Below are 24808 nucleotides of genomic sequence, written 5' to 3' on the forward strand. Positions count from 1 at the left end.
TTCCCCACTCCCTAATTAACGTCTTAAAGATAATTTAGCTCTATGTTCTAATTGTTTGCATAATCTTAACTCTGTCCCTTTCCTGTTCCACTCCACTTGATCGAAAACTTGATGCAGAATACACAAGCCGCGACCATTTTCGGACTCGTCAGGTGGTAAATACTCTGTGGGATCTTCATGACAAGGATCTGAGGGCATGAAGCCATTTCCTTGGTCTGATATAATCCACCAGTATTGATTGTCAATCAAGGAGAATCGAACTATAACTGTTTTCCCAGGATCGAGATTATTACCATGCTTGGCTGCATTCACTAGAGCTTCTTGAAGCCCAAGGCGCAATTCGGCTTGTAACATTGACGGAATCTCTGCCAATAATAAGTCTAATATTGGACAAAGATATAGTGTTGAGGCGAAACTAATTGTACCCCAATTACGTCCTGTTGGACGGAGCGAGATATTAATCACAGTGAGGAACCCCGTAGCTTTCAGAGTTAGCTAGACATCAGTTTGCTGTCACAGGCACCCTGATCTTGTGTGAGGTGGTCGTGTTGCCTTCAAACTTGCGTCTGTTGAACTAAATTTTGAAAATGCTAGGGCGCATAGACTCTCTTAAAGGGCATGAGTTGATTATGCACAGTACAGCTAGTGAGCACCAATCATAAAATCAGGTAATTATTATTGTGTATAAAAGAGCATACTTATACTCCTTTTATTGCTGAGCATAAGCCAGACAACTCGATTCATAACTCCAAGAGAGACATTGCTTTTTACTGCTTTGTGCAAAATGAATTGCACAAAAGGAATCATATTTTTAGCTTAATTCTATAATAGCATCTCTCGCCTATAACGATCCATAAATTTTGTTTTTGAGTTTTTGTTAAAGACAAGGGAATTCAGAGCAAGGTTGATAATGTGAGGAACGCTGCTGCTTCTACGTGGGCTGTCTGTGGAAAGAAATCTGCAGGTTGCACTCGTGTCAGCGTATACAATCCATCCTCACAAAGTAATTTGAGGTCACGAGCCAGGGTGGCTATCTTACAACTGACGTATACAATGCGAGGAGGTTTCGATTGTCGTAAGGTTTCGATAACAGAGCGATCGCATCCTTTGCGTGGAGGGTCAAGCAAAACTATATCTGGTGAGATGTCCATGTTGGGCAGTAATTCTTCTACCGAACCAGTATGAAATATGACATTCTCAATACCGTTAAGTTTTGCGTTTAAATTCGCCTGTTCTACTGCTTCTGCTTGAAGTTCCAATCCCACAGCTTGCCGTGCTTTTTTGGCTAAAGGTAGAGTTAATGTTCCAATACCACAATAAGCGTCACATAGCACTTCACTTCCTTGTAAATTGAGTTCTGACTCAATGACCTGCAACAACGCTTCTGCTGTTTCCGTATAAATTTGGAAAAACGTATCGACTCGCACGTGAAATTCTAGTCCGGCAAATTGTTCTTTTAAGTAAAAAACACCAGCAAGACAACGGGTTTCCTCCCCAAAAATAGCATTGGTGCGTTCTGGATTGCGGTTTACACACACTCCTACTAAATGAGGATAGCGATCTAACCACTCTTGCGCTTGGTCGTAAATTCCAGGTAGATTCCAATCTTTAACCACTAAAGTCAGCAACATTTCCCCTGTATGGCGACCAATCCGTAAACCGAGATGGCGTATTAAACCTGTATGATTGTGCTCGTTGTAAATTTGCCAACCATGTTTTTGAATGTCTTGTTTAACTTCCAACAGCAAGGGGTTTAATCGGGGATCTTGTACGGGGCATTGATTTAAGTTAATTAATTGGTGGCTGCTTTTTTGGTAGTAACCTGTTTGGACAAGTCCTGTACGAGATAATCCTACGGGATATGTCGCTTTGTTACGATAACCCAAGCATTGCGAACCAGACAGCATTGGATCTACTGGTGGTTGAGCAAAACCGCCAATACGTTGCAAACCTTGAATAACCTGATGGCGCTTGGCTTCAATTTGATATTGATAATCAATATGTAACCACTGACAGCCACCGCACTTGTCAGCGACGATACAACTAGGTCGAATGCGGTGGGGTGATTGTTCTAGCAGCTGTTGAATTTGTCCGCGAGCATAGCTGGGTTTGACGTAAACCAGACGGACAACAGCGCGATCGCCAGGTACGGTATCCGGTACAAAAACGACGCGATCGTTCCACCGTCCGACACCATCACCAGTATCAGTTAAGTCCGCAATCTCTACTTCAATAAATTCGCCTTGTTTCCACATAGTAGTTAGTCGTTAGTGGTTAGTTGTTAGTGGTTAGTTGTTAGTGGTTGGTGGTTAGTGTCCCCCATTGCCCCTTATCCCCAGAGGGGGCCCCGAGTTCCCCATTGCCCCTTATCCCCAGAGGGGGCCCCGAGTTCCCCATTGCCCCTTATCCCCAGAGGGGGCCCCGAGTTCCCCATTCCCCACTCCCCTTTATTTATGTCCTCAAGACTCGTTAAACTAGCAAATAATAAAATAAAATCACGTCCTACGCGATAACTAACCATGACTGTAGTAAGCCAAGTTATTCTCAAAGCCGATGACGAACTGCGTTATCCTAGCAGTGGCGAACTCAAGAATATCAAAGACTATTTGCAAACTGGCGTACAACGGATTCGCATTGTCGGTATCCTAGCCGAAAATGAGAAAAAGATAGTTCAGGAAGCTACCAAGCAGCTTTGGCAAAAGCGTCCCGATTTTATTGCTCCAGGTGGCAATGCTTACGGCGATCGCCAGCGTGCTCTATGTGTCCGTGACTTTGGCTGGTACCTGCGCCTAATTACTTATGGGGTACTTTCTGGTGACAAAGAACCAATTGAAAAAATTGGTTTAATTGGTGTCAGAGAAATGTACAACTCGCTCGGCGTACCGGTACCTGGAATGGTAGAAGCTATCAGCTGTCTGAAGAAAGCTTCTCTTGACTTACTTAACACAGATGATGCTGTAGAAGCCGCTCCTTACTTTGATTACATTATCCAAGCAATGTCCTAGTACTTAGCGATCGGCATCACTAATACATCTATATTAGCTGGATTTTCCCCACACCTGGTGGTGGCTATGGCAGGTTTTCTGTCAGGTTACTAGCGGGTTGTGGGGAAATTTTGTTGGGGCAACTAACCCTAAAACAAAAAGCCGACAGTCCATCTGTTGGGCTGTCGGCAATTAGTGTGTTCCCTATTAATGACTCGGCTAGAGTTCAGTTGTTTGTATTCTCCCAATTTGACTGTATGAAGAATAGGATCTTAATCATGAGCACTGGTGATTGTCATCACCACAATTATTTGCAGTAGACTATACTGACAAGTTCAACTTTATAAGTCTAAGGTGCATTACCACTATTTTAGATCTAAAAATGTAGTTTGTATTACAATAAAATTGTTTTTCTAAGTAAGTAGCCATTATGACCTACGTACATCAGAATGGATGAAAAAATAATATACATAGCGGCTTTCCATCTTTTACCTTTGCTTTTTTAAAGTTAAAGTTTACGGAAGCTACTTCATGCTGGTAAATAAGTAAGTGTGTTCTAGTGTTAATATATTGGAATTGTCAAGCTAAAATTGATTCCCTAGCATTTCTATAATTTTTGTTGTGCGATAAACCACCAATCCAATCTTTAGGTTTTCTGTAACAATTCTGTTAAGTACTACTGTAGTAACACCCAAAAAAATTAGAATTTCATTAACTAAAGCAAGCATGACACTTGTCTGCAATGGTTGGATACGGAAGCTAGCGCATTCCGAACACCATTGTAAGTAAAATTGCTGTACCAACAATTACTTAAAATTTCATGCTTTACTCAAGCTAATTTCTATTGTATGAAATAGTCTTTATAGTTGAAATGTTGAAAATACTTAAATGCACCCCATGACCTTGGGCTTTACCCAGGAAAATACGTATTTCCACAGTAAATTCAAATGAAACATCATGAGCATTAGCAGACTCTGGCAGTTATGTCACCAACACTGGTAAGTACATTGGTCTGTCTGATTTCTTCTATCTTACTCCCTTCCCGCTATAAGATTACCTATCTTCTTCTCCTCTTTCTTCGTGTCCTTTGCGTCTTTGCGGTTCATTTAAATAAGTCATCTTTGGGCGGGAAAGGAGTATCTCGGCTATGGTGTAAATTCTTCGATAATCTTAGGGTTCTTTAGAAGAATAAAGAATACCTACCCATTCATGTTTTTCTGTTAAGAAATAGTGGAAATACTTGGGTAGTTTTCACCAAACTAATAATCCCTCACGTTTTCAAGTATGGCACTATACAAGCAATCCTAAATCATTCATGAGAAATTAAGTATTTTCTCGCAATTCAATTAGGATTGCTATGGTCTAGGAGTTATATGACTGCGAAGCCATTCAGTAAATTCATCCCGACTTAACCGACCAGAAGCTACTTGTAAAATCACCTGTTCTTGTTCGTCCACTGCTGCGTTAATCTCATAGCCGTTTAAGATAAGGAAAACTTCCATTGCAGCATGACCAATACGTTTGTTACCATCTATAAAAGGATGGTTTTTAATCAAAGAAAAACAAAGTGCTGATGCTTTTTCAATAATGGTAGGATAAAGTTCTTCTCCACCAAAGGTCATCTGCGGTTGAGCTATAGCTGACTCTAATCCACCTGTATTAGCAATACCTACAGAACCACCAGATTGCTCAATTACACGGTGATAAAGTTCTACAATCTCGGTTAGAGTTAGATAACGCATTAGGCTAACCGTTGATACAGTTCAGAATTTTTTTGAAGAACATAATCTGTAGCTTCTTTAAAAGTCACTTCTGACCGCTCCAGTAACTCTTCAACACTCTTCAGTACTAATTCTTCTAACGACATCCCAAGATGAGTAGCTGTTTCTTGCAGTTTTAACAAATGCTCGTCAGTAAGTTGAATTGTAACCGTATTCATAACTCTTTACAGATTTAATTATACTACTAATGTAGCACTAAAACATTTTACATCTTACAAGTGGTTGATTTTTCGGCTTGTTTGATGATAATTATTATATTTTGCAGGATTTTTTATTAATAATGGGGAAAATACTTGAATATATGCTTAGTTATTTGAAGCTTTGGTTAGAAAAGAAGACGTGTTTTTAAACGTGTGAGTGGGCTTTAGTCCTAGAGCATCAGTCCAGTAATCTCAAAAACCCGGTTTCTTCAAGTTGAGCATACGAGATATCAAGCTTTCCGACTCATAGAAACCAGGTTTTTTGCCTCCTTTGTGACTAATAGACCAATGCTCTAGCTACTGTACTTAAAATTTTTCTGACATGAGACGGGCAAGATGCCCGTACCACAAGAAATAGCAGGTGACTTTAATGACGCAAAAGGTTCACAAATCGCTAAAATAAACCTCTGTCCCCTTGGTGCGTATTTCCATGACCAGCATCTCCTCTGCTCCTTTTTCTCCTGAAGAAATAGCTGATGAAGGTTTAAAACCAGAAGAATATGAAGAAATTGTGCGACGATTGGGACGCCATCCCAATAAAGCCGAACTGGGTATGTTTGGTGTAATGTGGTCCGAACATTGTTGCTACAAAAATTCTCGCCCTTTACTCAAACAATTTCCCACAACAGGACCTCGCATTCTCGTTGGTCCGGGTGAAAATGCAGGTGTTGTCGATTTAGATAATGGTTTGCGACTTGCGTTTAAGATTGAATCTCACAACCATCCCTCTGCTATTGAACCCTTTCAAGGCGCAGCAACAGGTGTGGGCGGCATTCTTCGCGATATCTTCACAATGGGTGCGCGTCCCATTGCTGTTCTCAACTCCTTACGCTTTGGTTCCTTAGAGGATGCTAAAACACAACGGCTGTTTAGTGGGGTGGTAGCCGGAATCTCTCACTATGGTAATAGCGTTGGCGTTCCCACTGTTGGCGGTGAAGTATACTTTGACCCTGCTTATTCTGATAATCCGCTTGTGAACGTCATGGCACTGGGATTGATGGAGACAACAGAAATTGTAAAATCTGGTGCATCTGGTATAGGAAACCCCGTACTATACGTAGGTTCTACGACCGGACGCGATGGTATGGGAGGTGCAAGTTTTGCCAGTGCGGAACTGAGTGAAGAGTCTATGGATGACCGTCCTGCAGTGCAAGTGGGCGATCCTTTTCTGGAAAAATCATTAATTGAAGCTTGTTTGGAGGCGTTTAAAACAGGCGCTGTTGTGGCTGCACAGGATATGGGCGCTGCTGGGATCACCTGTTCTACCTCAGAAATGGCAGCCAAGGGGGGTGTGGGGATTGAGTTCGATTTAGATAAAATTCCTGTTAGGGAAACGGGAATGGTTCCTTACGAGTACTTGCTTTCTGAGTCGCAAGAACGGATGCTGTTTGTTGCCCATAAGGGACGCGAACAAGAGTTAATTGATATTTTCCATCGTTGGGAATTGCAAGCAGTTGTTGCAGGAACTGTCATTGCCGAACCTATTGTTAGAATTTTATTTCAAGGAGAAGTGGCTGCAGAAATTCCTGCTCAAGCTTTGGCAGAAAATACGCCACTATATCATCGAGAATTGTTGGCAGAACCACCGGAATACGCTCAAAAAGCTTGGGAGTGGACTTCTGAAGCTTTGCCGCCTTGTACTGCTGCGGGTATTGAGATTCAGGGGCAGTTCTACAGTTGGAATGATATTTTGTTGACGTTACTAGATACGCCAACTGTTGCTTCCAAACGCTGGGTTTATCGTCAATACGACCATCAAGTACAGAATAACACTGTTCTGTTACCGGGCGGTGCTGATGCTGCTGTTGTGCGGTTGCGCCCTCAGGAGGGGGAGTGGGGAGTGGGGAGTGGGGAGTCGGGGAAAGAGAAAGAATCTCCGAGCCAAAATCCAAAATCCAAATCCCAAAATCCAAAATCAGCCGTAGCGGCTACAGTTGATTGCAATCCCCGTTATGTTTACCTCGATCCCTATGAAGGAGCTAAGGCAGTTGTGGCTGAGGCTGCACGCAATCTCAGTTGTGTGGGGGCAGAACCAATGGCTGTAACTGATAATTTAAATTTTGGCAGCCCGGAAAAGCCTGTTGGTTACTGGCAATTAGCAGAAGCTTGTCGCGGTTTGGCTGAAGCTTGTCGCGAACTCGCAACTCCAGTGACTGGTGGTAATGTTTCTCTCTACAATGAAACTCTTGATTCTCAAGGAAACCCACAACCCATATACCCTACTCCTGTTGTGGGTATGGTGGGATTGATTCCGGATCTTACTCAAATTTGCGGTCAAGCTTGGCAAGCAGAAGGCGATATTATTTATCTTTTGGGTTTACCTGTAAATCCAAAATCCAAAATCCAAAATCCGAAATCCGAAATCCCCCAATCCAAAATCCAAAATCTAAAATCCAAAATCGAATTGGGTGGTTCGGAGTATCTAGCAACTGTCCACTCTACTGTGGCTGGTAAACCACCAAAAGTGGATTTTGAATTGGAACGTCAAATACAACAAGTTTGTCGTGAAGGTATTCGTCGGGGTTGGATTCGTTCGGCTCATGATTGTGCTGAGGGTGGATTGGCTGTTGCTCTTGCTGAATGTTGTATTACAGCTAAACTTGGTGCGGAAATTAAGTTATCAATATCAGCTAATGACCAAGCAGGAGATTTTTTCTCTCTCCGTTGGGATGAAGTGCTTTTTGGTGAGGGTGGTGCGCGAATTGTAGTCTCTGTTGCATTAGAACAACAAGAAACCTGGGAGACTTTCTTAGGGGGACAAGTAGCTAATCACTGGCAAAAACTTGGCAAGGTGGGAAAATCCCAATTGGGTTTGCGGGTTTTAACAACTGATGACCAAACTTTAGTTAGCGTTAGCATAGATGATGTAAGCGATCGCTATTTCAACGCGCTTGAAAGACGTTTGACCATCCAGAATACTTCCTCTAGTTAGAAAAGAATGAGTTGTAAGGAGGAAAAAATCAAAATATCAACTCCTTTCTTCTCAGGCTATTGGCGTTCCTGATAAGGACTGCAATACTGTTTTAATGGATGGTTAAGGTTTTTTTAAGACTTCTCCGACTATCCTCTTAATATATCCCCAAAAATTTAACACCTCATCAGGAGCATAGCCAGCATGATCCCCAAGCATTCCGCCCATGCAGACCATCCAGAGTCGCTCAATAACTTAATGAATAACGAAGAAAATCGCCCGGATAAACCAGAAGAAGCTTGCGGTGTTTTTGGTATTTACGCACCAGAACAAGACGTTGCAAAACTAGCCTACTTTGGATTGTATGCTCTCCAGCACCGGGGTCAAGAATCGGCTGGGATCGCCACATTTGAGGGTGAAAGAGTTCATTTACATAAAGACATGGGGTTGGTTTCCCAAGTCTTTAACGAGTCAGTTTTGCAAGATTTGGTAGGAAGTCTAGCCGTCGGTCATACTCGCTATTCAACAACGGGTTCGAGTCGCAAAGTCAATGCTCAGCCTGCTGTGGTTGAAACTCGTTTGGGTTCTCTGGCACTTGCACATAATGGTAATTTAGTCAATACGGGACAACTACGCGAGGAGTTGGTGAACAACAACTGCAATCTCGTGTCAACCACTGACTCCGAAATGATTGCTTTTGCGATCGCGGAAGAAGTCAATGCGGGTAAAGATTGGTTAGAAGGTGCTATTCGGGCATTTCATCGTTGTCAAGGAGCCTTTAGTTTAGTCATTGGAACTCCCAGTGGGATGATGGGAGTCCGCGATCCCAACGGTATTCGTCCTCTTGTGATTGGCACTTTAGAAGGGAATCCAGTCCGTTACGTTCTCGCCTCTGAAACTTGTGGCCTAGATATTATTGGTGCTGAATACCTGCGTGATGTGGAACCGGGAGAGGTGGTTTGGATTAATGAGGAAGGTTTAGCATCATTTCAATGGACTCCCAAGTCGCAAAGGAAACTGTGTATTTTTGAGATGATTTACTTTGCCCGTCCCGATAGCGTTATGCATGAAGAAAGCTTGTACAGCTACAGAATGCGTTTGGGACGGCGATTAGCTCAAGAATCTCCTGTTGATGCTGATTTAGTAATTGGTGTCCCTGATTCTGGTATTCCTGCTGCAATTGGCTACTCACAAATCTCTGGTATTTCCTATGCGGAAGGGCTGATTAAGAATCGCTATGTGGGGCGTACTTTTATTCAACCTACACAAAGTATGAGGGAATTGGGTATCCGCATGAAACTAAATCCCCTGAAAGACGTGCTGTATGGCAAACGGGTTCTGATTATCGATGACTCTATTGTTAGGGGAACTACAAGCCGCAAACTGGTTAAAGCTTTGCGTGATGCTGGTGCGCTAGAAGTGCATATGCGAATTTCTTCTCCTCCGGTGACTCACCCTTGTTTTTATGGGATTGATACTGATAGTCAAGATCATTTGATTGCAGCCCGGATGTCAGTTGAAGAAATTGCCAAGCAACTTGAGGTGGATACTCTGGCATACCTAAGTTGGGATGGCATGATAGAAGCAACGCGAGAAGAATCTGGTAGCTTTTGCTCTGCTTGCTTTACAGGAAAATATCCTGTTCTAGTTCCCGAACCGCTTAAGGGTTCTAAGTTGGTGTTGGAAAAAACGTCGGTTTAGGTGTTTTGAACCGCAGATGAACGCAGATGGACGCGGATAATTTTTGGACAATTATCTGCGTCTGTATTTTTATTGAAGATTATTTATATTATACAAAATTTAGCTAAACTATGAGAGAATCTACTGACTGCACGTAGTGGATATACTCTAGCTTTCATGACAGAACAACGAGCGGACTATGATAGTCCTTGGAAAGAGTCTTTAGATAAATATTTTGCGGAATTCATTGCTTTTTTCTTCCCACAAGTTCATGCTGAAATTGATTGGACAAGAGGTTATGAGTTTCTGGACACTGAACTGCAACAAATTGTCAGGGATGCAGAACTTGGTAGACGCTTGGCAGATAAGTTAGTCAAAGTTTGGCGAACAAGTGGTGATGAAACTTGGGTACTTGTCCATGTGGAGATTCAGAACCAAGAAGAATCGAATTTTGCTGAGCGAATGTTTGTTTATAACTACCGGATTCGCGACAGATATAATCGTCAAGTTGTTAGCATGGCAGTGTTAAGCGATGAACGTTCTGGTTGGAGACCTAATACATTTGAGTCTCAACTCTGGGGTTGTGCAATCAGTTTTAAATTTCCTGTGATTAAGTTGATAGACTATAAACAGCAGTGGCAAGTACTGGAAAACACAGACAATCCTTTTGCTACTGTTGTCATGGCTCACTTGAAAGCACAAGAAACTCGCAATGACCAAGAAAGTCGCAAATATTGGAAGTTTTATCTTACAAGACGACTTTACGAACGAGGCTATCAAAGACAAGATGTCCTCAATTTGTTTCGATTTATCAATTGGGTAATGGTACTTCCAGAAGAAGTGGAAGCGAGTTTTTTGCAAGAAATTAAGGAGTATCAGCAGGAGAGACAAATGCCATATATTACTAATTTTGAACAAATGATAATTAATCGAACTATTAAACAGGAGAAGCAGCGAGGCTTGTTATCAGCTATTGAACTAGGCTTGGAGTTGAAATTTGGTAACGAAGGATTACAGCTTTTACCAGAAATATCTGAAATTAAGGATGTAGAAGTTTTAGAAGCAATTAAGGCAGGTTTGAGAACAGTTAGCAATCTAAATGAATTACGCTCTCTTTACAAACTTGATGATTCGCCAAATTGAAACTTTAGAAGTGTTTTAATAATTTTTACTTCTGCTGCAAAAATTCAATATTAGGTACTAGTGGATCGGAAACAATACCTACACCCGTAAAACCCCAGCGTTGAAGTAAACTTCCTAATTGAGCACTAGGAAGCGATTCAACTGAAAAGCGGTTTGCAACTTCTGCCGCATGGGCGTTGAGGTAACTCAAAGCATCAAAGTTTTCGCGAAACAATAGTAAATATGTTGAAGCATCATCGGGATTAGGACGTGCTACCAGATAACGACCGTCGGCTTTTGAGCGTAATAAGTAATAAACGTCAGAGAACATAAGTTTGTTAGTGGTTAGTGGTTAGTGGTTAGTGGTTAGTAGTTAACCACTAACTACTAACGATGACAGGCGAGACGCCTGTCCTACATCACTAACAACTAACTAATTTAAATTTTCTAAGCGAATGCGGGGGTCAGCGATTTTTAATAGCAAGTCTGCGACTAGGTTACCAATGCTTAGCAATACAGCACTCATGACTAAACTTGCCATTACTAAATATAAATCTTGGGATTGCACTGCTAGTAAGGTTAACCTTCCCAAACCAGGCCAGTTAAAGAAATATTCGGCAATGAAGGCACCACTTAATAAACTGGCAAGTTCAAAACCTAATAAAGTAATCAAGGGGTTGATGGCATTGCGGAGGGCATGAACGTAAATCACTCGGTTTTCTGGTAATCCTTTGGCACGGGCTGTTTGAATGTAATCTTGTCTCAATACATCCAACAACTCTCCTCTAGTAATACGTTGCAAGCCTGCAAAACTAGTAACACTGAGTGCGATCGTTGGTAAAATCATGTGCCAGCTAATGTCTAATATCTGACCAAACCATGTTAACTCAGTAAAATTGATGCTAGTCATTCCACCTACTGGAAAAACAGGTGAGGTGTTTTGAGCAAAAATCAGCAGAAACAGGGCAGTCACAAAGCTGGGGAAACCTTGACCAACGTAGCTGATGACTTGAAAAATTCGGTCAACCCATTGATTTTGTTTGACGGCAGCAATAATACCTAAAGGGATGGCGATCGCCCATGTTACAATCAGAGAGGAGACAGCTAGTAGCAAAGTGGCTGGTACGCGCTCCCACAAAAGTGATGATACCGAGCGTTGGTAAACAAAGCTTGTCCCAAAATCTCCTTTTGTCAGGATTCGCCACAGCCAAAGTCCAAATTGCTCTGGCCACGACTTATCAAGACCGAATTGCCGCCTGAGTTCCTCAATTCGTTCTGGAGATATTTTAGGGTTTTGCCTGAGCGTATCTACATAATCTCCTGGTGCTAGTTGAATAATAAAAAACGACAACGCCGCAGCCAAAAACAAAGTTAGCACCGCCTGCAATAGCCGCTTCATTATGTAAAGAAATGTGTCGCTGGTGACCACTCTTGTCACCCAATCGCGGCTCGCTTCCAAGGAGATTTTTGAAGTAGTCATTTGTCACTGGTCACTGGTCACTGGTCACTGGTCACTGGTCACTGGTCACTGGTCACTGGTCACTGGTCACTGGTCACTGGTCACTAATATTCCACAAGAGTAATAATTGGTGCATCTGGCAAATGTTTTCGTCCTTGTAAATCCCGTAGCTCGATGATAAACCCAAAACCGACAAGTTCGCAGCCAATTTGTTTTACAAGTTTTGCTGTTGCAGAGGCCGTGCCACCAGTGGCGATTAGATCGTCTACTACGAGAACTCGGCAACCTGATTGTAAAGCGTCTTTATGGATTTCCAAACAATCCGTACCATACTCAAGTGCATACTCAATAGAGTGAACTTCTGCTGGTAGTTTGCCCGGTTTGCGGACAGGAATAAAACCTGCTCCTAATTTATAAGCAAGTGGTGCGCCAATAATGAACCCTCTTGACTCTATCCCTACCACATAGTCTGCCATAAGGTTGGCATCGTTGATTTGGTCTGCAAATAAGTCAACAGTGTAGCGCAGCCCTTCTGGGTCACGCAGTAGCGTTGTGATATCGCGAAATAAAATTCCTGGTTTGGGAAAATCTGGAATGTCACGAATGAGAGATTTTAAATCCATAAAAATTGGGGAGTGGGGAGTGGGGATTCACTGGTCACTGGTTACTGGTCACTGGTCACTGGTCACTGGTCACCACATACCGCAAAAATCGTACACTATAATGTCATACGCTTGGTATTGAGTTTTCAGCAAAAAATCCATTGACGATTGCTAGAATCTACACCAAGCTAGGGATGTAATTATGGCACGACGAACTAAGGCAGGTGAATTTATGCTTGATAAAGTTTAAATTTTAATATACGGAAACGTTAGTGTAAAAAGAGTAAGTAGTGTAATGATAGGTAATTTGCCACAACTGAGCCAAGTCGAATTTTAAAAATTGGCTTGCTTATTTTAAATTAGTTTTACCTGCTTTGTTAAAGTCATACAAGGTCTTTATAATGAATGTCTCTGCTAGTGTAACGTCTTATAATAGTCCAACCTCTAAATCTTTGCCAATGATTCTGGACTCTTTACCCGAACCGGTGATTGAGGGACAGGGTTGTCCCCGCCGGACTCGGATGCAAATTGACTTCTTATTACTGGCGATTGAGGCTTTGGAGCTTGGTGGCTCGGAAGCCATTTTGGCATTTGCTGAAGAGTTGGATCTTAAAGGTATTGTAAAAAATAGAGTCAATTTGTGGCGGATGCGTAGCACAAATCCTCTGCGAAGAGCACATACTCGTCGTACCTTGAGTGTAACAGAGGCAAAAGCTTTAGTAGTTATTGCTTGCTACATAGCACGACGCCTGACCGTTATGATTCGTCAGTTGTTAATGGTGTATCAACAAATGGTTGAAAAACAAATCCCATTAGAACAAAATTTGCGTCTCTCAAATTACTTAGAGCGATTTAGAGCGCATTTTAAGAGCCGAATGAATCCCCGGCGCTCTGGGTTAAATACATTAAATTCTGATGAAAAATTAGATGAACTGGCTATAAATTTGTTGGGGCAACTCTTATTTTGTACCGGTACATCTGGAATGCAAAGGTTCTGGATTAGTCTATTTGACGGTGAAGTGGAATGAATATTCAGCGTAAGTATAGTTTACCTAATTGTACGCTCCTTTTGGAGGGTTTGAGTGATGCTACAAGAGCGGCGCACCTTCAAGAATTGCGCCCAGAATTATCGATATTGGTAAATGCAGAATGTTATATATCTGGATATAAAAAACCTATATCAGGAGGACGGGAGTTTTTTGAAAGCTTGGTGAGGGCAGTCAGTGCCTATGCTCAAGAGTTTTTAAGCAACATACCCCATGCTCAAGCACATGACTCAGAGTCAGAATTGGTGCAGTTACAAAAAGTGAGTAGCGATCGCCACAGATTAACTGTACACTATGAGAACGCATCACAAGAAACAGGTGCAAATTCTCACGGTCAACAAGCTACTGAAATCGATTTAAATACAGTGCAGCTTTTTGATTTAGTAGAAGCCATAGACCAATTTTTTGCTGATAGCCAAACACTACCAGAGTTGTCATTAAAAGTACAACCTGTTGCCAGACGATATGGCAACTTCAGCCAAGCTTTGGTCAAGCAGGCAGTTCCAGTCGGTATAGGTGTCACTAGTTTGGCAGCTGCCGCAGTTGCTTTTAGTATCATCCCAGTACCTGAAGTTCGTCCACCGCAACAAAACAATACACAAAAGACTAGCAGCACGACATCTCGTACCAACAATCTTGCTTCTCCTACTGTCACACCAACACCTACTCCTAACGAACCAATAGCTGCAAGCCCTACTTTTACTCCCACACCTACAGCCGCAGCGTCCACACCTGCTTCCCTTGCTGCATCTGTGAATCCTACAACCCCCACACCAACTCCAAACACACCTACAGCAACTGCTACTACTCCAAACCCAACTGCAGTTAAAGATTTAGAAGCACTTTTAAACACGGTTCCCGAAATTACGGATGCATCAGTTTTGCGTGCATTGCAACGCCAAGTTTACAACCAAATTAATCCAGAATGGGCGAATCGCTCAGCATTGACTCAGGACTCCGTTTTTCGGGTTGGTGTCGCTGGGGATGGTTCCCTTATTGGCTATAAAGCAGTTAATAAAGAGTCCAATGATGCTGTGGCGAAAACTCCCCTACCCAAGCTTCTTTATAATCCTGCTGGTTCGCGAGGTCCCATCACTAATGAACCGATAGCCCAATTCAAAGTCGTTTTTACAAATCGAGGCATTTTGGAAATTAGCCCTTGGCGAGGATACACTAAAACGCCAGAGGTTATAGGTAGCAAAATTACTGACACCAACACAGTCAGTACACTGAATAAAAAACTGACTGACACTATCCGCCAGAGTTTGAGTAATACAACTTCTTTTCCAAAAGATTTGAAGTACCGGGTAGCCCTCAATAAAGAAGGAACGATCGCGGATTATGAACCACTCAATCAAGTCGCTTTTGACTATTTTCGACAAACACCTCTTCCCAAGATGTTCCAAGACGTTTATGGTTCAAATGTAGCTGCGCCTAACAGCAAAGAACCTCTTGCTCACTTCCAAGTGGTATTCAAACCTAACGGTAATCTTGAGGTGACTCCTTGGAAGGGGTACGGACAGTAGAAGAGTTAGTGGTTAGTGGTTAGTGGTTAGTGGTTAACAACCAACAACCAACAACTAACAACTAACAACTAACAACTATTCACTTAGTAATTTTCCCCATATAATTTCCCCAGAGTTGTGCTGCTTGAGCACTACTGCCAGATGTTGGAGAATTGTTATCGTTTCCCAGCCAAATTCCTGTGGCTAGACGTCGTTGAGGGATAAAGCCAATGAACCACAGGTCAACATTTTTATTTGTTGTACCCGTCTTACCTGCTTCGCCTAATCCAATAGCTGCACTGCGACCCGTACCATTTGTTATAACTCCGCGCAACATCCGCACCATTGTATCGGTAATTTCAGGTGACAAAACTCGCTTGTTTGCTTCCGGATCTTGGTCAAATGAATAAATGACACGACAAGTCTTTGGGTCATTCCGATCGCGGCAATCACTGCTATCTAGTATCCTACTAATGGCGTGGGGACGGTTCCATACACCGTTGTTGCCGATCGCACCAAAAGCTCCTGTCATTTCTAATACATTAACCACGCTCTGACCCAGTATTAACCCAGGGACTTCATCTAGCTGGGATTTGACTCCCAATCGTCGTGCTGTTGATATAACTTTATCTAGCCCGACATCTTGAGCAATTCTCAAGGCGATAGGGTTCTCAGATAAAGCTAGCCCCGTGGAAACTGTCAAACTTCCCCCCCCCGTGCGGCAGGGTTTATAAGTAAAGCCTCCCCAGCGTAAAGGCGCACAGGAATAAGACCTTCCTGACGAAATTCCTTGCTCAATAGCTGCTGTATAGGCAAAAACTTTGAAAGTGGAACCTGGTTGCCTTTTTGCTTGAACGGCGCGATTGAATTGGCTGGTTCTGTAATCTGTACCACCTACCATAGATAAGATCGCGCCTGTACTAGTATCAAGAGTTACCATAGCTCCTTGAGAAAATCCCAAATTTTTTCCGGCACTGCGAACTTGATTGCGTAACGCCGTTTCTGCTTTTGACTGAATTTGTGGGTCTAGCTGAGTTTCAATAATAAAGTTTCCCTCTGTTGCTAGTTCTTTTCCCAAAATCTTTTCTAGTTCTTGGAAGACATAACTATAAAAATAAGGAGCAATGGTTTTTGCTTGCTGTTCGCAAACTTTAGAACTCACCTCAACGGGCGATCGCCTTGCTCTGTTATACTCATCTTGTTTAACTTTGCCCATTTCCAGCAATCGTCTCAGTACGCGATTGCGGTATTCTATGGTTCTCAGCTTGTTATCGCTATCTCCACAAAAGTCGAAGGCGTTGGGCGCAGGTAAAATTCCCACCAGTGTTGCTGCTTCTGCAAGAGTTAATTCCTTGGCTGACTTGTCAAAGTAGTACCGAGACGCATCTTCAAAACCTGATGTATCTGCTCCCAAAAAAACCCTGTTTAAATAGGTCAGCAGAATGTCATCTTTGCTGTAAAATGTCTCTAACTTTAAGGCAACAACTGCTTCTCGGAATTTCCGTCCCAGAGAATCCTGTCTACCTACATAACTCTGAAATAAACTCCGGGCAACTTGTTGGGTAACAGTACTGGCTCCTTGTTGGACATCACCGCTACGAGTATTAATAAACACAGCTCGTAAAATTCCCAACGGGTCAACTCCAAAATGCCAGTAATACCGGCTATCTTCCGAAGCAACAATTGCTGCAGGCAAATAAGGACCAAAATCCTGCAACTTTTTCATATCAATGTGGGCGTTTGTTCGTGGTTCGCGCAGTCGTGTTTCTCCATCACGAGCGTAAATCACAACGGGTGCTCGCGTTGCACCTGGTAAGGGTCTGACACTTACTTTTAACCATTCAATACCGATCGCAAGTGCCGCTAGAGAAACTGCGCCAGTCACACCCAACCCTGTCCAACCTGCTGCTCTCACGTACCAGGCTGGTGGATTGACGAACTGCAATCTGACTGAAGCTGCTAGTTCTGGCGGACCGAGGGTAAGAACATCACCATGACACAACTCTAAGGATTTTACCCGCCGCTTGCCTCGATAAATGCCATTTGTAGATTCTTCATCTTTGATGACAAACGCGGGAATTCGTTGGCTGGAATCCCTTGAAAGTGATAGGTGAATTTGACTGACGACTGGATTGCGAACCACGATATCGCAGGACTTAGAACTGCGTCCCAGTATGTAGCGATCGCCCAATAGGGGATATACCTCTGCTTTATCTGTCCCCGCATCCTGCACCCAGAGTTCCGGTACTTTGGCATTAGGCTTGAGTGCCAGTTTAGAGAAATCTACTCTAGCTTGAATTGTCTGTACTGCTTGAGTTATTTGACCAAGCAAAGTTTGTGGCTTTTGAGGTGGTTGGGGGGAACTCATCTGCTATTGACACTACTTTGTATGAGTGAAGAACCGGGGTTTTTTGTCTTTAATACCAAGTATTCCACCATTGTACTCATAAGCCTATGAAGACGTTAGTTGCACTTGACAGTTCCCGATTCAACTTAACTATCTATATCCGTTGACTGATGTTATTATTAACCTTGTCATTGGTTTATCTTGTTATAGCTTGTTTTTTCCCATTGTCATGCTCATCTTAGAATCTCCAATTTTCAAAAAAATAATCATCCAAAGTCTCAATAATGTGCTATCATCAAGCGCCATAAATTTTTCAACCAATGATAAATCTTTCTTTTCTAACACATAAGCATATTTTAAGGCAAAAATATATATCCTCATTTAGGATGATTTTCTATGTGCTATTGTCTGTTTAAATAAGCGGAAGTACTCCGTTGAGGTGTTGAGGTTAAGAAGTATGAACGGAAAATATCTAGCCTTCATCGGTACAGCAATTGCTTTAGCGTTTTCAAGCAACGTTGCTGTTGCCCAAGCAGATAAGTTTGAGCGGATTGCTCAAAGTGGTCAGCCATCTACTGCTAAACCATTCAAACTTTCCCCAGAGGGCAAGAAAATCCTGTGTCAAAATTTCCCCCTGAATTCTGCGTGTGCTCAAACAGGTGGTACAGGAGCAACTCAAACCCCCTCTAGCGGTAGTTCAGACACTCAGAATACTAACAAAGAACCTGCAACAGGTGCTCCTAACACTACTACCCCAGAAGGTACATCTACCCCCGGTGATAACGGCACTCCCGGCATGACCGGTCCGGGCGGTACAGTTGAGCCTTCTCAAACTCCTCCTGGCGGTGCAACCGATCCTTCTCGTACAAACCCTCCCGGTGGTGATACTCTACCTGCTTCACCATCTGGTACAACAGGTACTCCAGATAGCGGTACTGGTACTCAACAAATCACTCCAGTGCCTCCAGTCCCTGGCACTCCTGGTAGTACAGATGCTCCTGACAGCACTACTCCAGAAGGCACCTCTACCCCTGGTGATAACGGCACTCCAGGTAGCACTGGTCCTGGCGGTTCAACCACTCCTTCTCAAGGTTCTGGTTCCGAAAAGCCCAGCACAGGTGATTCAAAATAACTAAGTATTTAGGTGTAATTCTTATACCAATCTGCTTGAAATGATGCTTCTTTGAAAAATCAAGAGTGAGGGGTAAGTTGACTAAGTTAGCTTACCCCTTACTTTATTAACCAGTGACCAGTGACCAGTGACCAATGACCAGTATTTCTAACACTACCTGTGATGAGAAGTTGGTGTTTTTTGAAAAGTAGAAATTAGCAGGCAAGCAATACCGGTATTGATAAAGACATCAGCCAAATTAAATACTGGAAAGTTAATTAACCGAAAATCGAGAAAATCAACAACGTAGCCTAGAATAAATCTGTCGATCCCATTACCAATTGCTCCGCCTAAAATCAAACCGTAGCCCAGTTGATCCCAAAAATGTAAGACAGGACCGAACCATGCCATTGCTATCAACACTAGACTAACTCCCAATGATAACCAGCGCAACCACTCTACTTTTCCTGATAATAAACTAAAAGCTGCACCAGTATTGGTGACATAAGTAAAGTGAAATATTCCAGGTAATAAGGCTTGGGTTTGTCCCAAGTTAAAAGTTTGCATTATCCAATATTTCGTCAGTTGGTCTAAGCAAAAAGCCACCACAGCCGCAACCCAGAAGAGATGATTTTTTATACGCATACTAGTAAAACATGAGATGGCGTAGGACATATGCTATGACAACTACAGCGCAAACCACGGCTAATTGTCCTGGTAATGCAAACCAGGAGTATTTAAGCATTGCTTGCGTTAAAGGCAAAGTTTCTGTACCTTGCCACTGTAAAACAGAACTGATAATCAAATAAGTAATACCGCAGATGTGGACGGTTAACAACCCACAAAAACAACTAAACGTTAGAGTTTCCAGTCTGGGTTTAGCTTTAAAGGCAAAATATCCACAAATCCACGCCCCTGGAATAAAACCTAGCAAGTAGCCAAAGTGGGATAGTTTGACGTAGCCAATTCCACCACCCTCAGCAAATACGGGTAGTAAGGTCAAGCCCATAACTAGGTAAGCAATTTGTGAGAGTGCGCCAGCATTTTTGCCTCCCAAACAGCCAACTAGCAGCACCCCACCAATTTGATAGGTGACCCCTAGAGAGAAAGTGTGAACTCCCTGGTGGCTCCAATTCCAAGGTAAGGTGGTGACATGGGCTTCTAAGAACGTACCACCCATGGTCAGCAGTAAGCCAATCATAGACCACAATAATTGATTGGATGCAGCTAGCATTGACAAAGCGCTCGCGTGAAGGACTTTTATAAATAAAGTGAAAAATCAACAATGGTATCTGATTTTCTGAATTTATTGAATGGGAAATATTGCTTAATTATCACAAGAATAACCATTATTTTATTTGTACAGTTACAGAGACGATCGCAGCCGTCTCCAGTTGGAGAATGACCAAATTTTACAACCTGCTACACATAAACTTGAAAAATTATCATTTTTAGTACAAAATTACTAAAGCATATTGTTGATTTTTCACTAACTTATTTCATTAGAAACCGATTAGTAAAGAATGTTAATTTATTTGAGATAATTTAAACTAAAATAATTAGTCCAACTCTGTTAACCTTTTCTTTACTCTACAGCTGTATAGTATAAACGCTTAGCTGGAAAATTAGTAAAACTACATGTCCATGCTTTTCCATTACCCTGTCATTAATTCTTCTCGCCTAACGAGAACAGCTTCAGTACTTGCACTTACCCTGAGCTTAGCTGCTTGTGGTGGTGGAGAACAGCAAGCACAAACTGGTAACAACACCAGTGAGAATACTGGCGCTGCTACAAATACAACTGCTACCGGACCGGCAAAACTCGATTTAGGTGGTAATGTATCGTTAACTGGTGCTGGAGCATCTTTCCCAGCACCTTTGTACACAGCTTGGTTCCAAGGACTAAACCAAAAATATCCCAGCCTGCAAGTTAACTATCAGTCAGTTGGTAGTGGTGCTGGTGTAGAGCAATTTATCAAAGGCACTGTAGATTTCGGTGCTAGCGACGTTGCGATGAAGGATGAAGAAATTAAGAAGGTAGACAGAGGTGTTCTGTTACTACCCATGACTGCTGGTAGTATCGTGTTAGCCTACAACCTAACAGGAGTCGATCAGCAGATCAAACTCCCTAGGGAAGTTTATACCAATATTTTTCTTGGTAACATCAAGACTTGGAACGATCCTAAAATTACTGCGGCCAACCCTGGTGTTAACTTACCCAATACACCAATCACAATCGTACACCGATCGGATGGTAGTGGTACTACAGGCGTTTTTACTGACCACTTAAGCGCAGTTAGTCCAGAATGGAAATCCAAAGTTGGTAGTGGCAAAACTGTAAGTTGGCCTTCAGGGGTAGGTGCTAAAGGGAATGAAGGTGTAACGGCTCAGGTACAACAGACACAAGGAGCAATTGGTTACGTTGAGTATGGCTACGCCAAACAAAATGAGTTGAAATTTGCATCCTTAGAAAATAAGGCAGGACAATTTATTGTGCCTTCGGATCAATCAGCAGCTAAAACTCTTGAATCCGTTACCTTGCCAGACAATCTCCGCGCTTTTATTACAGATCCAGAAGGGGCGGAATCTTATCCTATCGTGACTTACAGCTGGATTTTGGCTTACAAGAAATATCCTGATGCTGCAAAAGCCAAGGCAGTGGAAGCTATGATTGAGTACGGCTTAACGGAAGGTCAAAAACAGGCTCCAGAATTAGGATATGTTCCTCTTCCTCAACCTGTAGTGCAAAAAGTTGCAGCTGCGGCTGACACTATTAGCCCGGATTATAAAATTGCAGGGGATGCTGCTGGCAATACAACTGCTGCTACAAGCACTGGCAAATAGACAAACAACACTTGCAAATTTCAACCAGGACTTGTGAAAATGGGCATTGGGCATTGGGCATTGGGCATGGGGTTTTTTCTGACCCCTATTTTCAAGTCAGCTAATCATGGAAAAATTTTGCAACTGCTCGTGAAAAAAAGATATTCCCTACCCCCGACTCCCGACTCCCGACTCCCTATTCCCCTTTAATTTTTACGCGGTTTGCTCCCACTTTTTTCCGTTAATGAGTGAAATCATGAGATGAATACGCAAGCTGAGAATCATCAACCTACTATTCAACCTCGCTCTCAAGTTGAAAAATCAATAGATAATGGCTTTATCTGGCTAACTCGGATTTTTGCACTGGCAGTTGCAGCACTTCTATTGTGGATAGCAATTCAGGTTGCCATTCAAGCAGGACCTGCAATTCGAGAATTTGGTCTTGGTTTTTTGATAAAAAGTGCTTGGAATCCAGTCACAAGTGACTATGGAGTGCTACCGCAAATCTACGGAACATTGATGAGCGCTTTCATCGGGCTACTTATAGCAGTCCCAATCGGTGTTGGTACTGCGATATTGTTGAGCGAAAATTTGTTACCATTACCTGTTAAAACAGTCATAGTTTTCTTAGTAGAACTGCTAGCAGCTATTCCTAGCGTTGTTTATGGAGTTTGGGCAATTTTTGTGCTCATTCCTATATTGACGGATATTGGAAAATGGCTGAATGCTAACTTTGGGTGGATTCCATTTTTTAGTACTGTTCCTACAGGTCCGGGCTTATTACCTGCCGGGGTTATATTGGCAATTATGGTTCTGCCAATTATTACAGCCATATCCCGCGATGCTCTTATTTCCGTACCCTCTAGTTTGCGTCAAGCTGCTTTCGGGTTGGGGGCGACCCGATGGGAAACCATTTTTAAAATTCTCATTCCTGCTGCTTTTTCTGGGATCGTCAGTGCCGTAATGCTGGCACTCGGTCGGGCAATGGGAGAAACAATGGCTGTCACAATGATTATTGGTAACGCTAACACGATTAGCCCTTCGTTGTTTGCACCATCCAATACAATTTCTTCGCTACTGGCAAATCAGTTTGCAGAAGCAAGCGGTTTACAAGTCAGCGCTCTAATGTACGCAGCGCTAATTCTGTTCGTATTAACTCTGATAGTCAATATTTTGGCAGAGATGATCGTTTTAAGAGTCAAGCGACTGTAGGAAGTGGGTAGATTTGAAATATGACTTCAACTGTTCCAAACCAGCCTGGTGGCGGATTTACTGGCAACTTAGCTCGCGCTCCTATGTCATCTCGGACACTTTTTAGTACCACAATGACTGGCATAGCATTTCTATGCGGGATATTGGCTCTTTTGCCTTTGTTGGCAGTATTGACTTACGTGTTGATTCGAGGGTTTAGCAGTCTCAGCCTCGATTTATTTTTTAAATTACCACCACCACCTTTAGTGAAAGGAGGTGGTTTTGGCAATGCTATTGTGGGAACACTAATTATGGTGGGGATTGCCGCTTTAATTAGTGTTCCATTTGGAGTCTTGGCAGCCATTTATTTGACAGAATTTAGTTCTGGTAAATTATCTCGGTGGATTCGCTTTGCAACTAACGTTCTGAGTGGAGTTCCCTCGATCATCGCTGGGGTGTTTGCTTACGGTATTGTTGTCGCTACAACAGGGAGTTTTTCAGCAGTTGCTGGCGGTGCAGCTTTGTCAATTCTCATGTTGCCAATTATTGTGCGTACTACTGATGAGGCTTTGCAATTAGTATCACAAGATTTACGGCAAGCTGCTGTTGGGTTGGGAGCAACTAACTTTCAAACAGTTTCTTGGGTCGTTGTACCCGCAGCTGTTCCAGCTATTGTAACTGGCGCAACTCTGGCGATCGCTCGGGCAGCTGGGGAAACTGCCCCCTTGCTATTTACTGCTCTATTTTCTCAGTTTTGGCCGAGTACTTTATTTCAACCCACCGCTTCTCTGGCAGTTTTGGTCTTCAACTTTGCAATTGCTCCCTTCAAAAACTGGCAATCGTTGGCTTGGGCAGCATCTCTCATCTTAGTGTTGTTGGTTTTGATCGCAAGCATCATTGCTCGTTGGGCAACTCGCGAACGGCGCTAAGTTTGCATAGTTTAACACTCTTCTAAGATTCAATCTCCAAAAATGATATGACAACTAACGTTAGAAGTGAAAATCAAACGGGAACCGTTTTCCGTACAGAAGGGCTTAATGTATACTACGGTAATTTCTTAGCAGTAAAGGATATTTGGCTTGATGTTCCCAGAAATAAGGTAGTTGCTTTCATCGGTCCTTCTGGATGTGGTAAGAGTACCTTACTGCGTTGCTACAACCGCCTCAATGACCTAATTGAAACTTTTCGAGCTGAAGGGAAAGTTTTGTATCAGGGTGAGGACTTGTATGCACCTCATATCGACCCTGTTGTGGTACGCCGAAGAATTGGGATGGTGTTTCAAAAACCAAACCCATTTCCAAAATCAATTTATGACAATATTGCCTTTGGTCCTCGACTCAACGGCTACAAAGGTGATATGGATGAACTCGTGGAGAGATCTCTTAAACAAGCAGCTTTGTGGGATGAAGTGAAGGACAAACTACGACAAAGCGGACTGTCTCTCTCTGGAGGACAACAACAGCGTTTGTGTATTGCTCGTGCGATCGCAGTTCAGCCTGAAGTGATTTTGATGGACGAGCCTTGTTCTGCGCTTGACCCCATTTCTACCTTGCGTGTTGAGGACTTGATTCACGAACTTAAAGAGCGGTACACAATCATTATCGTGACCCACAATATGCAGCAAGCTTCACGTGTATCCGATTTAACTGCATTTTTTAACGTCCAAACCTCTGATAAGGGAGGTCGTACAGGTTATCTTGTGGAATACGATCGCACGGAGTCAATCTTCCAAGATCCACAACAAGAAGCCACTAGAGAATACGTCAGTGGGAAATTTGGTTAAGAATTATATCAGTTTGTTGTAATTATTACCAATGAAGCAAGTTATTCAAAATATAGTAGGGTGAGCAATGCTCACTCTTATTTTTGATCGGTTTTTGCGACCCGCTACTACTTTATGCGATTCGCTCATGGCGATCGTCTTTCTATCTGAAATTTTATACCCTGACTCTCAAGCGGGCAGCGAGAATCGAACTCGCATCAATAGCTTGGAAGGCTATGGTTTTACCACTAAACTATGCCCGCAAATTTCCAACTATTTAAAGA

22 protein-coding genes and 1 tRNA gene are annotated in these 24808 nt (G+C 42.7%); 11 read left to right on the forward strand and 12 right to left on the reverse strand.

Going from position 1 to position 24808, the window contains the following annotated elements; all coding sequences use genetic code 11:
• Positions 1–15: 15 nt before the first annotated feature.
• A complete protein-coding gene (locus WA1_RS29115; protein WP_026135068.1) occupies positions 16–465 on the reverse strand; it encodes an ATP-binding protein in 450 nt (149 codons plus the stop codon).
• Positions 466–893: 428 nt separating this feature from the next.
• A complete protein-coding gene (gene rlmD / locus WA1_RS29120; RefSeq protein WP_017747069.1) occupies positions 894–2255 on the reverse strand; it encodes a 23S rRNA (uracil(1939)-C(5))-methyltransferase RlmD in 1362 nt (453 codons plus the stop codon).
• 264 nt (positions 2256–2519) lie between these two features.
• On the opposite strand from rlmD, the gene WA1_RS29130 reads away from it, so the two are divergent.
• Positions 2520–3005 carry an allophycocyanin subunit alpha-B gene (locus tag WA1_RS29130; protein ID WP_017747067.1) on the forward strand — a complete coding sequence of 162 codons (486 nt, stop codon included), beginning with the start codon at positions 2520–2522 and terminating at the stop codon, positions 3003–3005.
• Positions 3006–4339: 1334 nt separating this feature from the next.
• Here WA1_RS29130 and WA1_RS29135 read toward each other — a convergent pair.
• Together WA1_RS29135 and WA1_RS29140 are read right to left on the reverse strand one after the other, a co-directional pair.
• Positions 4340–4726 (reverse strand): type II toxin-antitoxin system death-on-curing family toxin, encoded by a 387-nt coding sequence (locus WA1_RS29135; RefSeq protein WP_017747065.1) that lies wholly within the window; start codon positions 4724–4726, stop codon positions 4340–4342.
• Positions 4726–4923: a hypothetical protein gene (locus WA1_RS29140; RefSeq protein WP_017747064.1), complete on the reverse strand. Its 198-nt coding sequence runs from the start codon at positions 4921–4923 to the stop codon at positions 4726–4728. The genes WA1_RS29135 and WA1_RS29140 overlap by 1 nt, the downstream gene beginning before the upstream one ends.
• 472 nt (positions 4924–5395) lie before the next feature.
• Between WA1_RS29140 and purL the strand changes: the two genes are divergently transcribed.
• The 3 genes from purL to WA1_RS29155 all read left to right on the forward strand — a co-directional run bounded on the left by purL (position 5396) and on the right by WA1_RS29155 (position 10699).
• Positions 5396–7897, forward strand: a complete 2502-nt coding sequence (purL, locus tag WA1_RS29145) for a phosphoribosylformylglycinamidine synthase subunit PurL (RefSeq protein WP_017747063.1) — start codon at positions 5396–5398, stop codon at positions 7895–7897.
• Positions 7898–8080: 183 nt separating this feature from the next.
• Complete coding sequence (gene purF, locus WA1_RS29150; protein ID WP_017747062.1) at positions 8081–9577, forward strand: amidophosphoribosyltransferase; 1497 nt, start codon at positions 8081–8083, stop codon at positions 9575–9577.
• A gap of 156 nt (positions 9578–9733) precedes the next feature.
• Positions 9734–10699: an RpnC/YadD family protein gene (locus WA1_RS29155; RefSeq protein ID WP_017747061.1), complete on the forward strand. Its 966-nt coding sequence runs from the start codon at positions 9734–9736 to the stop codon at positions 10697–10699.
• Between the two features lie 25 nt (positions 10700–10724).
• On the opposite strand, the gene WA1_RS29160 is transcribed toward WA1_RS29155, so the two are convergent.
• The 3 genes from WA1_RS29160 to WA1_RS29170 form a co-directional block, all read right to left on the reverse strand.
• Positions 10725–11009, reverse strand: coding sequence for a hypothetical protein (locus WA1_RS29160; protein WP_017747060.1), 285 nt, complete (start codon positions 11007–11009; stop codon positions 10725–10727).
• A 102-nt stretch (positions 11010–11111) separates the two neighbouring features.
• Positions 11112–12158, reverse strand: a complete 1047-nt coding sequence (locus WA1_RS29165; protein ID WP_017747059.1) for an ABC transporter permease — start codon at positions 12156–12158, stop codon at positions 11112–11114.
• An 83-nt stretch (positions 12159–12241) separates the two neighbouring features.
• A complete protein-coding gene (locus WA1_RS29170) occupies positions 12242–12760 on the reverse strand; it encodes an adenine phosphoribosyltransferase (RefSeq protein ID WP_017747058.1) in 519 nt (172 codons plus the stop codon).
• Positions 12761–13140: 380 nt separating this feature from the next.
• Between WA1_RS29170 and WA1_RS29175 the strand changes: the two genes are divergently transcribed.
• Both WA1_RS29175 and WA1_RS29180 read left to right on the forward strand, forming a co-directional pair.
• On the forward strand, positions 13141–13767 hold the full coding sequence (locus WA1_RS29175) for a DUF3038 domain-containing protein (RefSeq protein WP_017747057.1): 627 nt from the start codon (positions 13141–13143) through the stop codon (positions 13765–13767).
• Positions 13764–15311 (forward strand): DUF4335 domain-containing protein, encoded by a 1548-nt coding sequence (locus WA1_RS29180; protein ID WP_017747056.1) that lies wholly within the window; start codon positions 13764–13766, stop codon positions 15309–15311. The genes WA1_RS29175 and WA1_RS29180 overlap by 4 nt, the downstream gene beginning before the upstream one ends.
• A gap of 79 nt (positions 15312–15390) precedes the next feature.
• Here WA1_RS29180 and WA1_RS29185 read toward each other — a convergent pair whose 3' ends face one another.
• Together WA1_RS29185 and WA1_RS57365 are read right to left on the reverse strand one after the other, a co-directional pair.
• Entirely contained in the window at positions 15391–17658 is a 2268-nt protein-coding gene (locus WA1_RS29185; RefSeq protein WP_017747055.1) for a transglycosylase domain-containing protein, read from the reverse strand.
• Between the two features lie 183 nt (positions 17659–17841).
• The gene (locus tag WA1_RS57365; protein ID WP_017747054.1) at positions 17842–18018 is read right to left on the reverse strand and encodes a hypothetical protein; all 177 of its coding nucleotides are present in this window, start codon (positions 18016–18018) and stop codon (positions 17842–17844) included.
• A gap of 76 nt (positions 18019–18094) precedes the next feature.
• Between WA1_RS57365 and WA1_RS29190 the strand changes: the two genes are divergently transcribed.
• Positions 18095–18769, forward strand: a complete 675-nt coding sequence (locus tag WA1_RS29190) for a hypothetical protein (protein ID WP_017747053.1) — start codon at positions 18095–18097, stop codon at positions 18767–18769.
• Positions 18770–18922: 153 nt separating this feature from the next.
• On the opposite strand, the gene lspA is transcribed toward WA1_RS29190, so the two are convergent.
• Together lspA and WA1_RS29200 are read right to left on the reverse strand one after the other, a co-directional pair.
• Positions 18923–19393 (reverse strand): signal peptidase II, encoded by a 471-nt coding sequence (lspA, locus tag WA1_RS29195; RefSeq protein ID WP_026135067.1) that lies wholly within the window; start codon positions 19391–19393, stop codon positions 18923–18925.
• A gap of 1 nt (position 19394) precedes the next feature.
• Positions 19395–19982, reverse strand: a complete 588-nt coding sequence (locus WA1_RS29200; protein ID WP_017747051.1) for a biotin transporter BioY — start codon at positions 19980–19982, stop codon at positions 19395–19397.
• A 410-nt stretch (positions 19983–20392) separates the two neighbouring features.
• Between WA1_RS29200 and pstS the strand changes: the two genes are divergently transcribed.
• The 4 genes from pstS to pstB all read left to right on the forward strand — a co-directional run bounded on the left by pstS (position 20393) and on the right by pstB (position 24545).
• Positions 20393–21592, forward strand: a complete 1200-nt coding sequence (pstS, locus tag WA1_RS29205) for a phosphate ABC transporter substrate-binding protein PstS (protein ID WP_017747050.1) — start codon at positions 20393–20395, stop codon at positions 21590–21592.
• A gap of 240 nt (positions 21593–21832) precedes the next feature.
• Positions 21833–22783 (forward strand): phosphate ABC transporter permease subunit PstC, encoded by a 951-nt coding sequence (gene pstC / locus WA1_RS29210; RefSeq protein WP_017747049.1) that lies wholly within the window; start codon positions 21833–21835, stop codon positions 22781–22783.
• A 20-nt stretch (positions 22784–22803) separates the two neighbouring features.
• Positions 22804–23691 (forward strand): phosphate ABC transporter permease PstA, encoded by an 888-nt coding sequence (pstA, locus tag WA1_RS29215; RefSeq protein WP_017747048.1) that lies wholly within the window; start codon positions 22804–22806, stop codon positions 23689–23691.
• A 47-nt stretch (positions 23692–23738) separates the two neighbouring features.
• Entirely contained in the window at positions 23739–24545 is an 807-nt protein-coding gene (gene pstB, locus WA1_RS29220) for a phosphate ABC transporter ATP-binding protein PstB (protein WP_017747047.1), read from the forward strand.
• 171 nt (positions 24546–24716) lie between these two features.
• On the opposite strand, the gene WA1_RS29225 is transcribed toward pstB, so the two are convergent.
• Positions 24717–24787, reverse strand: a tRNA-Gly gene (locus tag WA1_RS29225).
• Between the last annotated feature and the right edge of the window lie 21 nt (positions 24788–24808).

Origin of the sequence: Scytonema hofmannii PCC 7110 (assembly GCF_000346485.2) — a bacterium.
GTDB classification, from domain to species: Bacteria; Cyanobacteriota; Cyanobacteriia; order Cyanobacteriales; family Nostocaceae; genus Scytonema; species Scytonema hofmannii.

Coding starts and splice junctions, on each gene's coding strand:
- rlmD (WP_017747069.1), bottom strand. CDS start 2,255: ATGTGGAAACAAGGCGAATTTATTGAAGTAGAGATTGCGGACTTAACT.
- WA1_RS29130 (WP_017747067.1), top strand. CDS start 2,520: ATGACTGTAGTAAGCCAAGTTATTCTCAAAGCCGATGACGAACTGCGT.
- WA1_RS29135 (WP_017747065.1), bottom strand. CDS start 4,726: ATGCGTTATCTAACTCTAACCGAGATTGTAGAACTTTATCACCGTGTA.
- WA1_RS29140 (WP_017747064.1), bottom strand. CDS start 4,923: ATGAATACGGTTACAATTCAACTTACTGACGAGCATTTGTTAAAACTG.
- purL (WP_017747063.1), top strand. CDS start 5,396: ATGACCAGCATCTCCTCTGCTCCTTTTTCTCCTGAAGAAATAGCTGAT.
- purF (WP_017747062.1), top strand. CDS start 8,081: ATGATCCCCAAGCATTCCGCCCATGCAGACCATCCAGAGTCGCTCAAT.
- WA1_RS29155 (WP_017747061.1), top strand. CDS start 9,734: ATGACAGAACAACGAGCGGACTATGATAGTCCTTGGAAAGAGTCTTTA.
- WA1_RS29160 (WP_017747060.1), bottom strand. CDS start 11,009: ATGTTCTCTGACGTTTATTACTTATTACGCTCAAAAGCCGACGGTCGT.
- WA1_RS29165 (WP_017747059.1), bottom strand. CDS start 12,158: ATGACTACTTCAAAAATCTCCTTGGAAGCGAGCCGCGATTGGGTGACA.
- WA1_RS29170 (WP_017747058.1), bottom strand. CDS start 12,760: ATGGATTTAAAATCTCTCATTCGTGACATTCCAGATTTTCCCAAACCA.
- WA1_RS29175 (WP_017747057.1), top strand. CDS start 13,141: ATGAATGTCTCTGCTAGTGTAACGTCTTATAATAGTCCAACCTCTAAA.
- WA1_RS29180 (WP_017747056.1), top strand. CDS start 13,764: ATGAATATTCAGCGTAAGTATAGTTTACCTAATTGTACGCTCCTTTTG.
- WA1_RS29185 (WP_017747055.1), bottom strand. CDS start 17,658: ATGAGTTCCCCCCAACCACCTCAAAAGCCACAAACTTTGCTTGGTCAA.
- WA1_RS57365 (WP_017747054.1), bottom strand. CDS start 18,018: ATGAGGATATATATTTTTGCCTTAAAATATGCTTATGTGTTAGAAAAG.
- WA1_RS29190 (WP_017747053.1), top strand. CDS start 18,095: ATGAACGGAAAATATCTAGCCTTCATCGGTACAGCAATTGCTTTAGCG.
- lspA (WP_026135067.1), bottom strand. CDS start 19,393: ATGCGTATAAAAAATCATCTCTTCTGGGTTGCGGCTGTGGTGGCTTTT.
- WA1_RS29200 (WP_017747051.1), bottom strand. CDS start 19,982: ATGCTAGCTGCATCCAATCAATTATTGTGGTCTATGATTGGCTTACTG.
- pstS (WP_017747050.1), top strand. CDS start 20,393: ATGCTTTTCCATTACCCTGTCATTAATTCTTCTCGCCTAACGAGAACA.
- pstC (WP_017747049.1), top strand. CDS start 21,833: ATGAATACGCAAGCTGAGAATCATCAACCTACTATTCAACCTCGCTCT.
- pstA (WP_017747048.1), top strand. CDS start 22,804: ATGACTTCAACTGTTCCAAACCAGCCTGGTGGCGGATTTACTGGCAAC.
- pstB (WP_017747047.1), top strand. CDS start 23,739: ATGACAACTAACGTTAGAAGTGAAAATCAAACGGGAACCGTTTTCCGT.